Annotated in this window: 14 protein-coding genes; 12 read left to right on the forward strand and 2 right to left on the reverse strand. The window is 57.9% G+C overall.

The window, feature by feature from the left end:
• Positions 1–37: 37 nt before the first annotated feature.
• Positions 38–196, forward strand: a complete 159-nt coding sequence (locus GKG36_RS01710; RefSeq protein WP_097777933.1) for a DUF1540 domain-containing protein — start codon at positions 38–40, stop codon at positions 194–196.
• Positions 197–262: 66 nt separating this feature from the next.
• Here GKG36_RS01710 and GKG36_RS01715 read toward each other — a convergent pair whose 3' ends face one another.
• Entirely contained in the window at positions 263–877 is a 615-nt protein-coding gene (locus GKG36_RS01715; RefSeq protein ID WP_154258771.1) for an HAD family phosphatase, read from the reverse strand.
• A 130-nt stretch (positions 878–1007) separates the two neighbouring features.
• Here GKG36_RS01715 and GKG36_RS01720 point away from each other — a divergent pair, with 130 nt between their 5' ends.
• The 5 genes from GKG36_RS01720 (at position 1008) to GKG36_RS01740 (ending at position 6159) form a co-directional block, all read left to right on the forward strand.
• Positions 1008–1307, forward strand: coding sequence for a YlmC/YmxH family sporulation protein (locus tag GKG36_RS01720; protein ID WP_154258773.1), 300 nt, complete (start codon positions 1008–1010; stop codon positions 1305–1307).
• Positions 1308–1442: 135 nt separating this feature from the next.
• Positions 1443–3380: an LTA synthase family protein gene (locus tag GKG36_RS01725; protein WP_154258775.1), complete on the forward strand. Its 1938-nt coding sequence runs from the start codon at positions 1443–1445 to the stop codon at positions 3378–3380.
• Positions 3381–3581: 201 nt separating this feature from the next.
• Entirely contained in the window at positions 3582–4304 is a 723-nt protein-coding gene (gene rpsB / locus GKG36_RS01730; RefSeq protein WP_005940316.1) for a 30S ribosomal protein S2, read from the forward strand.
• 48 nt (positions 4305–4352) lie between these two features.
• On the forward strand, positions 4353–5276 hold the full coding sequence (gene tsf, locus GKG36_RS01735) for a translation elongation factor Ts (protein WP_005940319.1): 924 nt from the start codon (positions 4353–4355) through the stop codon (positions 5274–5276).
• A 190-nt stretch (positions 5277–5466) separates the two neighbouring features.
• Positions 5467–6159 (forward strand): alpha/beta hydrolase, encoded by a 693-nt coding sequence (locus GKG36_RS01740; protein ID WP_154258777.1) that lies wholly within the window; start codon positions 5467–5469, stop codon positions 6157–6159.
• A gap of 377 nt (positions 6160–6536) precedes the next feature.
• On the opposite strand, the gene GKG36_RS01745 is transcribed toward GKG36_RS01740, so the two are convergent.
• Entirely contained in the window at positions 6537–8264 is a 1728-nt protein-coding gene (locus tag GKG36_RS01745; protein ID WP_097781898.1) for a carbon starvation CstA family protein, read from the reverse strand.
• Between the two features lie 696 nt (positions 8265–8960).
• Here GKG36_RS01745 and GKG36_RS01750 point away from each other — a divergent pair.
• The 6 genes from GKG36_RS01750 to GKG36_RS01775 all read left to right on the forward strand — a co-directional run bounded on the left by GKG36_RS01750 (position 8961) and on the right by GKG36_RS01775 (position 13521).
• The gene (locus tag GKG36_RS01750; RefSeq protein ID WP_005940332.1) at positions 8961–9278 is read left to right on the forward strand and encodes a YerC/YecD family TrpR-related protein; all 318 of its coding nucleotides are present in this window, start codon (positions 8961–8963) and stop codon (positions 9276–9278) included.
• A 74-nt stretch (positions 9279–9352) separates the two neighbouring features.
• Positions 9353–9676: a hypothetical protein gene (locus GKG36_RS01755; protein WP_005940334.1), complete on the forward strand. Its 324-nt coding sequence runs from the start codon at positions 9353–9355 to the stop codon at positions 9674–9676.
• 152 nt (positions 9677–9828) lie between these two features.
• Positions 9829–10482: an HAD-IA family hydrolase gene (locus tag GKG36_RS01760; protein ID WP_243138994.1), complete on the forward strand. Its 654-nt coding sequence runs from the start codon at positions 9829–9831 to the stop codon at positions 10480–10482.
• 42 nt (positions 10483–10524) lie between these two features.
• On the forward strand, positions 10525–12408 hold the full coding sequence (locus GKG36_RS14915) for an SGNH/GDSL hydrolase family protein (RefSeq protein ID WP_279236534.1): 1884 nt from the start codon (positions 10525–10527) through the stop codon (positions 12406–12408).
• 55 nt (positions 12409–12463) lie between these two features.
• On the forward strand, positions 12464–12685 hold the full coding sequence (locus tag GKG36_RS01770) for a hypothetical protein (protein WP_005940342.1): 222 nt from the start codon (positions 12464–12466) through the stop codon (positions 12683–12685).
• A gap of 95 nt (positions 12686–12780) precedes the next feature.
• Positions 12781–13521, forward strand: coding sequence for a YjjG family noncanonical pyrimidine nucleotidase (locus tag GKG36_RS01775; protein WP_154258779.1), 741 nt, complete (start codon positions 12781–12783; stop codon positions 13519–13521).
• Positions 13522–13529 lie beyond the last annotated feature (8 nt).

Consider the following 13529-nt stretch of genomic DNA (forward strand, 5'->3'; position numbering starts at 1 on the left):
GCCCGCAGGCCATACTGTGGACAGAGAGGTGATAAATATGGAAAACATCGGCGTTACCTGTGATGTCTGCGAGTGCTGCCACAATGTGAGCGGCTGCAAGTGTGACCTGCCTCAGATCAAAGTGACCGAGCAGTGCACCTGCGATACGCAGCAGGTGGAGACCCCGCACTACTGCCAGAGCTACGAGAAAAAGTAATTCCTAAAGCAGCAAAACAGCTCCTGCCAGAGCATTTCCGGCAGGAGCTGTTTTGGGTCACGGAGGTCAGCGCAGGGCCACATTGCAGGTGGCAAGGCTGCGGATCAGGGTGCCCACGCTCTCCTTCATCCGGATGCCCACGAAGCCCAGCGTGAATGCGGCCTGCACATTGGCCAGATTGTCGTCGATGAACACGCACTCGCTGGCCTTCAGGCCGTATTTATCCAGCAGGGCCTGATAGATGCGGGGGTCGGGCTTGTTGATGTGCACCTCGCAGGAGGCTACGCCGCCGTCAAAGCGGTCCAGCACGCCGCGCTCCTTGAGCAGGGCCAGCACGTCCTCCGGGATGTTGCTGAGATAGTACACGCTGTAGCCATGGTTCTTCAGGCGGCGCACCAGCTCCTGCATCCGGCGGCGCGGGCGCAGGATGTGCAGCCAGTCGTCCAGCACGCCCTGCACCTCAAACTCGCGCCCGGCGGCCTTGGCGTTGCGCAGCATGGCCTGATTGCCGTCAAAGCGGGAGACAAGCCCGGCATCCAGCTGCTTCCACTCCTCGCTGCCAAAGGTCAGGTCGTACACCTGCTCCTCGATCTCTGCATTGCAAATGCGGTCTACCAGATAGGCGCGGGGGGCAAAATCCACCATGACACCGCCCAGATCAAACACGATGCTTTTATACATTTAAAATTTCCTCTGTTTCTCATGGAATGCTCTGCCCACAGTATACCACAATCTGCCATGCGGTTTCCACTGCTTTTTGCATGATGTGCCCGGCGGCTGCATAAGCTGTGGCAGAAAGGGGAGAAGGGCATTGACCATCCGGGAACTGTGTGAAAAAGAGGTGGTGCAGCTGGAGCAGGGGGTCTGCCTTGGCCGGGCCGACGACCTGGCCTTTGACCCTGCCACCGCCCGTCTGCAGAGCCTGATCCTGCTGGGGCGGCCAAGGCTGTTCGGATTGCTTGGCCGGGACGATAGCCTGACCATTCCATGGCAGGAGATCGAGACCATTGGCACGGATGCGGTGCTGGTGCACACGGCCCTGCCGGAAGCACCGCCGCAGCCGGAACAGCTCAAATGGTGGCAAAAGCTGCGCGTGAAGCTGGGTTTGTAAATTTTTTGCAAAAACAGGGTGGACTTTTTTGTGGAAGTGACTATAATAATCGCAGAAGCTTTGTGCAAAAAGCGTAAAGAAATGTGCTTTTGCGTATGATCTGAGGTTTCAAGGATGAGGAAAGGAACAGGAATTATGAAAACTCCCAAACCGCTTTTGGCGCTGCGGATGGTATTCCCGCTGGCGGCATCGCTGATCGTGCTGCTGCTGGGCGAGGGGATCGCCCGCGGGAGCCTGAGCGCAGACGTTTTTGCAAGTTTTATCTTCCCGCACATCGGGGCTTATCTGCTGGCGTGGCTGCTGCTGTTTCTGGTGTGGCTGCTGCTGGACTGGGTGTTCCGCTGCCCGCCGCTGTCCACGCTGGGCATGGCGGTGCTGGGCTGTGCGCCCTGCGCGGTGAACTTTTACACCCTGCAGCTGCGCGGCGAGCCCTTTCTGCCATGGGATCTGACACAGGTGTCGGAGGCTGCCGGTGTGGCATCCGCTGCGGGCCTCAAGATCCAGCCCAGCATGGTGGTGACCATCATCGTGGTGCTGGTGCTGATGGCGGGCAGCTTTTTCCTGTACCGCGGCCGTCACAAACAGCGCTGGCTGCCCCGGCTGGCGGGCAGTGCCGCCACCGCAGCGGCCCTCTGCCTGCTGGTGTTCGGCGTGTACCTGCAGCCCGCTGTCACGCAGGTGCTGGGCATTACGCCGGATGCATGGATGCAGGACCGCTACTACCGCTACTACGGCGTGATCACCGGCTTTATGACCAACCTCACCAATCTGGAGATCTCGAAGCCCGAGGAATACTCGCAGGAAGCGGTGGATGCCCTGCTGGACAATGTGGACGAGAGCCAAAAGTTTGCCACCAGCCCGCTGTACTCCACCAGCTACAGCGCCGTGACCCCCAAGGACGAGCAGGTGAAGCAGCCCACCATCATCTATGTGATGGACGAGTCCTACTGGGATGTCTCGGAGCTGGAACAGTACGGCATCACCTTTGATACCGATGTCTCCAAGAACCTGCACGCCTTGCAGCAGACCAGCGCCTATGGCCGGGCCTACAGCCCCAGCTTTGGCGGCGGCACCTGCGATGTGGAGTTTGAAGCCCTTACCGGCTACTCGGTATCCTTCCTGCCCAGCGGCAGCAAGCCCTACCAGCAGCATGTGACCAAGCCCATGTTCGCCATGCCCAATTACCTCAAGCTCAAGGGCTATCAGACCGCAGCCGTGCACTGCTTCTGGGCAAAATACTGGAGCCGCGACAAGGCTTACCCCAACCTCGGCTTTGACGATTTTATCAGCCTTGAGGATATGCATGGCGTGACCAAGGTGCGCAAGCACTACTGGACCAGCGGCCTTGTCACTGATGATTCCATGGCCGACCAGATCATCCAGCAGTACGAGAGCATGAAGGCCAGCTCGGACAAGCCCATCTTCCTGCACGCTGTCACCATGCAGAACCATACCAATTATAACAAGGACAACTACCCGGACGACGAGCGCGTAAAGGTGCTGTCCCACCCGGCGGGCCTCAAGCCCAGCACCGTGGGCGCACTGGAAGATTTTGCTACCGGCATCCGGGATGCAGATGCCATGATGGGCAAACTGACCGAATACTTCTCGCAGGTGGACGAGCCGGTCATTCTGGTGTTCTGGGGCGACCACTATAACCCCATCGATTCCAATTACGATGTCTACACCACTACCGGCTATGCCAGCGATTCCAGCGCAGACCCCCGCCTGCACCAGACCACGCTGCTGATGTGGTCCAACTACAGCCAGCAGCAGGTGGACCTTGGCACCATTGCCGCTTACGATATCTCGCCGGTGATGATGGACATTTACGGTCTGGAAGAGCCGCTCTACTTCCAGTTCCTGAACCGTCAGCTGCGTGTGGCCAGCCGCACCAATACCCGCGGAACCACCATGAATCTGGACGGCACCACCACGCAGGAGCCTACCGAGTTCCAGCAGCGGTGGTGCGCAGAGCACTGGCTTTTGCAGTACGACCTGATGTTCGGCAGGGGATACGCCCTGCAGCGCATGGGCCTTGCGGGCCTGAGCGGCGTGGACACAGGCAAATGAGCGAAAAACAGACGATTTCTTTGTAAAAAACAGAGAAAAACTCTTGCAACCGGCGTTTGTTTGTGATATTATAACAAGGCATTACACACGCATCACTATGCCCTTTTGTGCCCAAATGGGTGGAGGGCAGTCCCGAACCGTCCGATACGGCCCGGGATCACGGTGTGCGGAGGCAAAACAATATCTGGAGGTATTTTTACTATGGCAGTCGTTTCTATGAAGCAGCTTCTCGAAGCAGGTGTGCACTTCGGTCACCAGACCCGCCGCTGGAACCCCAAGATGGCAAAGTACATCTTCACCGAGCGCAACGGCATCTATATCATCGATCTGCAGAAGACCGTGAAGAAGCTGGACGAGGCTTACAACTACGTGAAGGAAGTTGCAGCTGAGGGCGGCGACATCCTGTTCGTCGGCACCAAGAAGCAGGCTCAGGAGTCCATCCGTGACGAGGCTCTGCGCTGCGGCATGCACTATGTCAATGCTCGCTGGCTGGGCGGTATGCTGACCAACTTCCGCACCATCCGCAAGCGCATCGACCGTATGGATCAGCTGGCTAAGATGAAGGAGAACGGCACCTTCGAGCTGCTGCCCAAGAAGGAAGTTGCCAAGCTGGAGCTGGAGATGGAGAAGCTGGACAAGTACCTGGGCGGTGTCAAGAACATGAAGACCCTGCCGAAGGCTATGTTCATCGTTGATCCTCACAAGGAGCGCATCGCTGTTGCTGAGGCCCGCAAGCTGAACATCCCCATCGTGGCTATCGTTGATACCAACTGCAACCCCGACGAGATCGATTACGTGATCCCCGGCAACGACGACGCAATCCGCGCTGTCAAGCTGATCGCTGGCGCTATGGCTGACGCTGTGCTGGAAGGCAAGCAGGGCAACCAGGAGGCCGCTCCCGCTGAGGATGCAGCAAACGCCTGATTTCCCATCCCACAAACAACAAAATAACGTGTAAGGGAGAATACGAAAATGGCTATTTCTGCAAAGGACGTTATGGAACTGCGCAAGCAGACCGACTGCGGCATGATGGAGTGCAAGAAGGCTCTGACCGAGGCTGACGGCAACTTCGAGAAGGCAATCGAGATCCTGCGTGAGCGTGGTCTGGCTACCGCTGCCAAGAAGGCAAGCCGTACCGCTGCCGAGGGCATGGTCTACGCTGACTACTGCCCCCAGTGCAAGGTGGGTGTTGTCATCGAGGTCAACGCTGAGACCGACTTCGTCGCCAAGAACGACAAGTTCGTTGCTTTCGTCAAGGAGGCTACTCAGGTCATCATGAAGCAGAACCCTGCTGATGTTGAGGCTCTGATGGCTTGCAAGACCGAGAACGGCGAGACCGTGGACGAGGCTCTGAAGAACCTGATCCTGGTCATCAAGGAGAACATCAAGGTTCGCCGTTTCGTCCGTTACGAGGGCGTTTGCTCTGCATACGTCCACGGCGGCGGCACCCACGGCATTCTGGTCAACTTCGAGACCACCAACGGCATCGAGGCTAAGGACGAGTTCGTTACCTACGGCAAGGACATCGCCATGCAGGTCGCAGCTGCTAACCCCGGCTATGTCGATGAGGCTTCTGTCCCTGCTGAGGTCGTGGCCAAGGAGAAGGAGATCATGCTGGCTCAGATGGCTGGCGATCCCAAGACCGCTAACAAGCCCGAGGCTGTGAAGCAGAAGATGATCGAGGGCAAGATCAAGAAGTTCTTCAAGGAGAACTGCCTGGTCGATCAGGAGTTCGTCAAGGACAGCGACCTGACCGTTGCTCAGTACACCGCTAAGGTCGCTAAGGATCTGGGCGGCGACATCAAGATCGTCAAGTTCACCCGCTTCCAGAAGGGCGAAGGCCTGGAGAAGCGTGCTGACGACTTCGCTGCTGAAGTTGCAAGCATGGTGAAGTAATTTAACCTTTGGGTTGAATCTGGGAGCTGCAGTACCCGTAACAGGGCGCTGCGGCTCCTTTTTGTTTGTGTTTGGCGGGCGGATGTGCTATCATAGAGAAAATAGAAAGAAGGGAGGACGAAAAGCAATGCGCAGTGTAAACAAAACGTCTCTCCGAATGGAGAGCATGATCGGATAAGGAGAATCCCTTATGAAAAAACAAACCATGACTCTTGCGGGCATCCCTGCCATTCTGTACGGCAGCCGGAGCCGGAATGTTTACCTCTATTTCCACGGCAAGAACGGCTGCAAGGAAGAAGCAGAACGTTTTGCCGCTACAGCCTGTGAAGCGGGCTGGCAGGTGCTGGCTATCGACCTGCCCGAGCATGGCACACGGAAAAACAGCCCTGAGCGGCTTCTGCCGTGGGTGGCTGTGCCGGAGATAGAAGCCGTATACGCCCGCATGAAGCCGGTGTGGGCGCATATCCGGCTGTATGGCGTGAGCATCGGCGCGTGGCTTGCCATGCAGGCGCTGCAGGGAGACGCGCCGGAACAGACCCTGCTGGTCTCTCCGGTGGTGGATATGGAAGCTCTCATCACGAATATGATGCAATATGCCCATGTGACCGAGGAACAGCTGCAGCGGGCAGGGGAGATCCCCACGGATCTTGGGGAGACCCTCTCATGGCCGTATCTGTGCTGGGTGCGGGAACATCCGCTGCACTGGCATGGCCGCACGCAGGTGCTGTATGGTGACAGGGATGCCCTGACCAGCCGCACCATGATCGAGCGCTTCCGTCAGGAAAGCGGGGCGCATCTGACGATCATGGAGGGCGGGGAGCACTGGTTCCACACCCCAGTGCAGATGGCGGTCCTTCAAACGTGGGAAGAAACGGACGTTTGATTTTTGATTTAGAATAGCCGCCGCGTGCGCTTTGGCTATTTTTAGCGGAAGTATTATTTTTATATTTGCAAACCAGCAAAGCCTGCGGGCTTTGCTGGTTTGCTTTTTCACGGGAAAGGTCGTGACCGTACACTGCATTTTTTGTGGTGACTATGCATTTTATCTTTGGGACTCTTTCTGTGAAAAAATGGTTTGGAAACGACCGCAGTCGTTTCCAAACCACAATATCAAATAAATTTTCCTCTGCTTATGGCCAGAGCGCACGCGGAGGCCATTTCAAATCATAGAAGCTTACAGCAACAAAAACTGCCGCTGACGGTTTTTACGCCGTCAGCGGCAGTTTGCATTTACAGATTCAGTTCAGCAGGATCTGAAACTCAGACCTTTGCTTCGCTGTTGTGCTCAGCATTCTTATAGGCCTTGAAGGAGTGGAACACGATGTTCAGGCCCAGAACGATCAGCAGCACGGCCAGGATCAGCTGCAGGCCGTTTGCAATGAACACAGCACCCCAAGTGGTCTCGCCAGCGGGGATGGTGACAGCAGCGGCATTGCTGATGGCCTTGACCATGGCGATCAGGCGCTGCACCAGAGCGGTGAAGGTGACGCACAGCATAATGACCAGCGGAGGGAAGATCATCTTGTTGCTGCGGCCGGTGACCTTCAGGAACACGCACAGGGTGGCCAGAACCAGAGCGCTCAGCAGCTGGTTTGCAGAACCGAACAGGGGCCAGATGTTGGCGTAGCCGATCTTGGTCAGCAGGAAGCCGAAAGCCAGAGTCAGGAAGGTGGAGAAGTACACGTTGCACAGCAGCTTGCGCCAGCCCTCAGCATGCTCCATGTCGTCCACGCTGAACAGCTCCTGGAAGCTCATGCGGCCGATACGGGCCACAGCATCCAGACTGGTCAGGGCCAGTGCGGAAACGCACATGGTCATAAACACAGAGGCAAAGTGCTGGTCCAGGCCGAAGCCCACGAAGAAGCTGGCAACGCCGCGGCTGAAGACCTGGAACGGAGTGCCGTCTGCGGGGGTGCCGTCTGCAGCAGCAGAAGCACCGGCAACACACAGGGCGATGACAGCCAGCAGGCTTTCCAGCACCATGGCACCATAGCCGACCTTCAGCATATCCTTCTCATTGGTAACGGTCTTGGAGGAGGTGCCGGAAGACACCAGACTGTGGAAACCGGAAACAGCGCCGCAGGCAACGGTAACGAACAGGATGGGGAACATGGTGCCCAGCTTGGCGTTGGTAAAGCCGGTGAACACCGGCAGGTTCATGACGGGATGGTTGACGATCAGGCCCAGAACAGCACCCACGATCATGGCCACGAACATAAAGGTGGTCATGTGGTCACGGGGCTGCTTCAGCAGCCACATGGGCAGGACAGCGGCAAAGAAGATGTACACAAAGGTGATGTAGCTCCATGCAGCCTTGCCCAGAATGATGGGGAAGTTTGCACCCACCACAAAGGACAGCACGATGAATACGATGCTGATCACATTCTCTTTCCAGCCGGTGAAGTGCAGGTTCTTCTGCAGCAGGCCAAAGACCACGGCGAACACCATGAACATGATGGAGACCATGCCGGCAGCACCGTTGGTCTGGGCAGCCTCCACCAGAGCACCGTCAGCACCGTAGGCATTGAAGGTGCCGGCCACCATGTCGGCAAAGGCGGCAATGACGATGCCGCAGAACAGCCAGCAGAACAGCAGGAACAGCTTGCGGCCGGTCTTGCCGATGTACTTTTCGATCAGCATGCCCATGCTCTTGCCGTCGTTCTTGACGGAAGCATACAGAGCGCCGAAGTCGGTGACAGCACCGAAGAAGATGCCGCCCAGCAGCACCCACAGCAGCACCGGCAGCCAGCCGAAAGCAGCGGCCTGGATCGCACCGGTAACAGGGCCTGCACCGGCAATGGAGCTGAACTGGTGTGCAAACACGGTCCAGCCGTCGGTGGGAACGTAGTCCCGGCCATCCTCATGGACAACTGCCGGGGTCTTGGCAGAGGGGTCGATGCCCCACTTGTTTGCCAGCCAGCGGCCGTAAAGCATATAAGCGCCAAACAGACACACGGCTGCGATCAATACGATGACCAGCGTATTCATTGTTTTTACCTCTTTCCTTTCTTGGCATCCGGCAAATGTCAGCGGCATGGGGGCGGCAGGGTGTAAAAAAGGCCCCGTCTTCCCGGGTTCGTTCCATTTGGGACGAACCATCGAAGACGAAGGCCTTCACATACACTGCACATCGTGTATGGAATACTCCGCGATACCACTTCGTTTGCTGCACAGGGCAGCCACTCCCAGCGTACATACATACGCAGCCCCGTAACGTGGGCAAAACGGCCATGCATTACTGGAAGGCGGGGTCAGCGCCTTTGTTCACACAGGCTGCTCGCAGGGGAGAACGCTTTGCTCCTGACTGCTGCCCTTGCATCAGATGGGCGGCTCTCTGGGAGAGGGTGCTGCAAAGAATCATGTCCTGTTCATCGCATTTGCCGAATGATTGTCCGTATTTTAGTGCGGAATTCACAAATTGTCAATATCTTTGGAACAAGTTCGGAGGATACACTAATTCAGAAAAGCGTTCTGCAATAATTTTTAGGTGATTTTTGTTCATGCGTGAAACGAAGAAAACTATACACGTCAACGAATGAAAAGAGTTCACGCCAAGGGCTTGACTTTCACACTTTGATGTGCTAAAGTGGTGATGCAAGAAAGAACCTGAACATTTCCGGAACATTTAAAAGAGGGAACGCTCCCAAAACCGGACAGTCCGCTGCGGCGGCAAGGAGAACATTCATGTCAGATAAAAATTCCAGAAGAAACCAGACCACCGATGCACTGTTTGATGCCATCCTCAGTCTGGAAACGCGGGAGGAGTGCTACAACTTCTTTGAAGACCTGTGCACTGTAAAGGAGATCTCGGATATGGCGCAGCGGCTGGAAGCGGCAAAGATGCTGCTGGACGGCAGAACCTACGATCAGATCGTGAAGGCAGTGGAGATCAGCACGGCCACCATCAGCCGCATCAACCGCTGCATCCAGTACGGCTCCGGCGGCTACCGCGAGACCATTGAAAAGGTGCGCGGCACCCAGAACCCGAAAAAGCAGGAGTAACACCGGCGTACCCGGCAGACATAGAATGGGGCGTACACCGCCCCTGACCGGACGAACGAAAGGAAGGTTTTATCATGTCTGCTGAGAACTGTATCGATACCACCCGCTGCCCCTGCCCCTGCCTGCCCAAGGTGACGCTGGAGCAGGCGGTCGTTGACCTTGTGGAGAGCATCGCTCTGCAGGAAAATGCCCTGAGCCACATCCTGTGCGCCGAGAGCCGGAAGATGGACGCCGCCATGAAACTGGACGGTCTGGACCTGTGCAAGCTGCTGGAAGTGAACGATTCGGCCACCAACATGGTGCACGCCGTGGCAAACCTGGAGCTGGTGCTCAAGGATAAGCTGGAGTTCGTCTCCAACAACCTGTACTATCCGCCTGCGGATGCCGCAGCGAAGTAAGAAGATGCGGAAAGGCCTGTCCGGATGCCGGGCGGGCCTTTTCTCTGCTTGAATGCATAATTTTTGTAAAAACCATTTGTTGGAATTGCTGATAACGGGATTCTGTGCTATACTATACAATGTATCACCATGAAAGTGAGGAAATTTACAAATTGCTGAACTACGATGCGATCCTGTTTGATGTGGACGGGACCCTGATCGATTCCGCTCCCGGTATCATAAATACATTAAAAGAAGTCTTTGCCAGGATGGGCGTGGACACCACAAATGTGAACCTGCGCCGCTACCTTGGCCCGCCGCTGCGCAAGAGCTTTGGTGAGCACTTTACCGACCCGGCCCTCATTGAAAAGGCCACCGACCTGTACCGCGACAGCTACGCCGTCAAGGGCAGCCACGAGTGCGCCGCCTACTCCGGTGCAGCAGAGATGCTGCAGCGCCTGAAGGACGCGGGCCTTGTGCTGTGCACCGCTACCTCCAAGCCCACGCAGGTCGTTACGCCCATTCTGGAAGAAAAGGGCCTTGCAGGCTATTTTGATTTTATCGGCGGCGCGTCCATGGACGAGAGCCGCGACACCAAGACCGACGTGGTGCGCCATGTGCTGGCCCAGCCCATGATGCAGGGCAGGCGGGTGCTGATGGTGGGCGACCGCAACGACGACATGCGCGGCGCTGCGGACTGCGGGCTGGATGCCGCCGGTGCGCTGTACGGCTACGGCAGCAGGGAAGAGCTGGAACCCTTCCACCCGGTGCTGCTGGCCGAAAGCTGCGCCAGCCTTGCAGACCAGATCCTGAACGGACAGGCATGACCGGAAGGCCCTGTGCCGGAAACTAAGTGAATGGTGAGAGATATGAGAAATACACGACCGGAAAAGCAATCGCTTACTCCTATGCAGAAGCAGGCTGTGCTGGTGTGCAGTGTGTGCGCGCTGGCAGCCATTCTGACCATTGCCATTACCATGACGCTGCTCAAGCGCGGCAAGACCCCTGCAGCCCCGGGGGAACAGCCCTCCAGCGAGGTGCTGGTGCCGGGCGAAGAGGATATCTCGGATCACTACCAGATCAGCGAGACCTCTGCCGCCCTGCTGCCGGAGACCGCCGACGCGGGCGAGAGCTACCAGAAGGAAACGCTGTTCCTCGGCGATTCCAACACGGTGCGCCTGTACGCCAACGGCCTGATCAGCCTGCAGCAGTTCTGCGCCAAGGAGGGCATTGGCACCCATGCCGCCCTGAACGATGGCATCGTTACCTTTAAAAAGGACAGCAGCACCTACACCATCGCGCAGGCCGTGGCCAAAATGAAGCCCCGCCGCGTGGTCATCATGCTGGGCACCAACGATACCGGCATGAGCGTGGACGAGTTCATCAAGAACTACACCGCGCTGGTGCAGGCCATTCAGGAAAGCTACCCCTACACCGACATCATCGTGAACACGGTGCCGCCGGTGCCTGCAAACCACGCAAACTACCCCCACATGGACCAGACCAAGATCGACGACTTCAACATGGCCCTGCTGTCCATGTGTGAGCAGATGGGCCTGAAGTTCCTCAACAGCGCCGAAGCGCTGAAGGATGCCAACGGCTATGGCCGCGAGGATTACTACCAGACCGGCGATATCCACCTGAAGCCCGTGGGCCTGAAGGCCATGCTGAGCTATCTGCGCACCCACGCTTACCAGACCGACGACCGCCGCCCGGACACCGCCAACATCCCCACCCGCGCCGAGTATACCCCGAACCCCAGCTCTGCGGTGACAGCACCCAGCAGCTCGGAGGCTGCAGGCTCTTCCGAAGAGCAGGGTGTGCTGTATCAGGCCAGCTACCGGGTGGACAAGACCGGCGGCACCCTTTCCAGCGGCAGCGACAGCGGCAAGACATCCCTCTCCTATGAAGTGACCAGCGCCGCCCAGTCCATCAGCGTGACGGCTGTGCCGCAGGACGGCTATGTGTTCGTCAAGTGGAGCGACGGCGTGACCCAGAAGACCCGCACCGATACGAACTTCAAGCAGAACGTGGACGTGACCGCCGTGTTTGCAGCGGCTTCCGTGCATATCAGCAGCACCGGCAAGGCCGTGCTGGGCGATTCCTACACCTTTACCGCAAAGCTGGGCGGCAAGCACCTCACTGCCGACAGCATCCGCTGGTACGCCAACGGTGCGGAAGTGCCGCAGGCGGCGGGCAAGACCACCGTCAAGGTGGAGATCGACCCCTCCATGCTCAATGCGACCTTTAAGGTGTACGCAGTGGCAAGCTACAACGGCTGCACCGTTACCAGCAACGTCCTGAATGTGACGGTCAGCGGCGTAAGCTCCGGCAGCTCGTCTCACAGCTCCGGCAGCTCTGGCAGCACGTCGGGCAGCAGCTCTTCCGGCAGCACCAGTTCTTCCGGTGCATCGTCCGGCACCACCTCCGGGGCATCCTCCGGGGCTACATCCACCTCCGGCAGCTCGTCTCACAGCTCTTCCGACAGCTCGTCTCACAGCTCTTCCAGCAGTGAGAGCACGGCTTCCCCGGCAGGCTCGGCTTCTGCTTCCAACGGAACAGCCAGCTCTTCCCACAGCACCAGCACCAGCTCGTCCCACGCGGACTCTGGTGAGAGCAGCTCGGCTTCCCACAGCAGCTCCAGCAGCGAGAGCAGCTCTGCAAGCTCTGGCAGCTCCCATGCGGCTTCGGAATCCAATGCCAGCAAGGAAGCCGCCAACGAGCAGTCCGCATCCACGGACTCCGCGTCCTGAGGCTGTCACCCCGGCCTGCCGTGCCGCATAGGCTGGCAGGAAGGGAGGCGTTTGCATGTACTACGAGGAACCCCGCATCCCGGCGCTGCCCGGGGAAGAGAACGTGACCGACGGCAGCGTGGACGATTACGGCACCGACTGGGAGAACGTGGACAACGGCGCGCTGGAAGAGGAAATGGCAAAGTGTGCTGCCACCCCCTGTGATGTCAAAACCACCTGCCCGGACAACGACCCGGAGCAGACGGACGTACCATCGTACGAAATTGTAACAGAATGATGTGAAGCCAGCTCTGTTTACGGCAGGGCTGGCTTCTGCCTGTTGTTGAGCGCATGGCAGCTGAGGCCATGGCAGAAGGAAAAGAGGGAAGGTTTATGGCAAAATATTATTGCGTGCTGTTCGATGCAGACAACACCCTGCTGAACTTTGACGCAGCCGAAAGCAAGGCACTGGCCGAAACGCTGGTGAACTACGGCATTGAGCCGGACGCAGAAACGGTGCAGACCTACCGCACCATCAACTCGGAGCTGTGGCGGCAGCTGGAAAAAGGCCAGATCAAGCGGGAAAAGCTCATGGCAGAGCGGTTCACCCGCTTCCTCAAGGCCATTGATGCCGCCGGTGACGGAGCCGAGATGAACCGCTTCTATCTGGAACAGCTCTCCACCCACCCGGACCTGATGGGGCCGGAAGTGCTGGATGTGCTGCGGGAGCTTTCCGAGGTGGCAACGCTGGCCGTTGTGACCAACGGCTTCCAGAAGGTGCAGATCCGCCGTCTGGCCGAGAGCGGTGTGCTGAACTTTATGGAGGACGTGTTCGTCTCCGAGAAGATGGACAGCGAAAAGCCGAACCGCAGAATTTTTGATGCGGCCCTGCGCGCCCTTGGCGTGGAGAACCGCGAGCATGTGCTGATGGTGGGCGACGGCCTGAGCAGCGACATTCAGGGCGGCGTGAATGCGGGCCTTGACACCTGCTGGTATAACCCCAGCCACGCCGAGAACCCCGGCAAGGTGGTGCCCACCTATGAGATCGCAGACCTGAAAGAGCTGTACCCGCTGGTGATGGAGCAGGAAGAGCTGGCCAATGTGGGCCTGAAGAACCGCCGCCACCAGTGCTGAGCCAATAA

This window comes from Faecalibacterium sp. BIOML-A1, from assembly GCF_009679715.1.
Taxonomy (GTDB): Bacteria; Bacillota; Clostridia; order Oscillospirales; family Ruminococcaceae; genus Faecalibacterium; species Faecalibacterium taiwanense.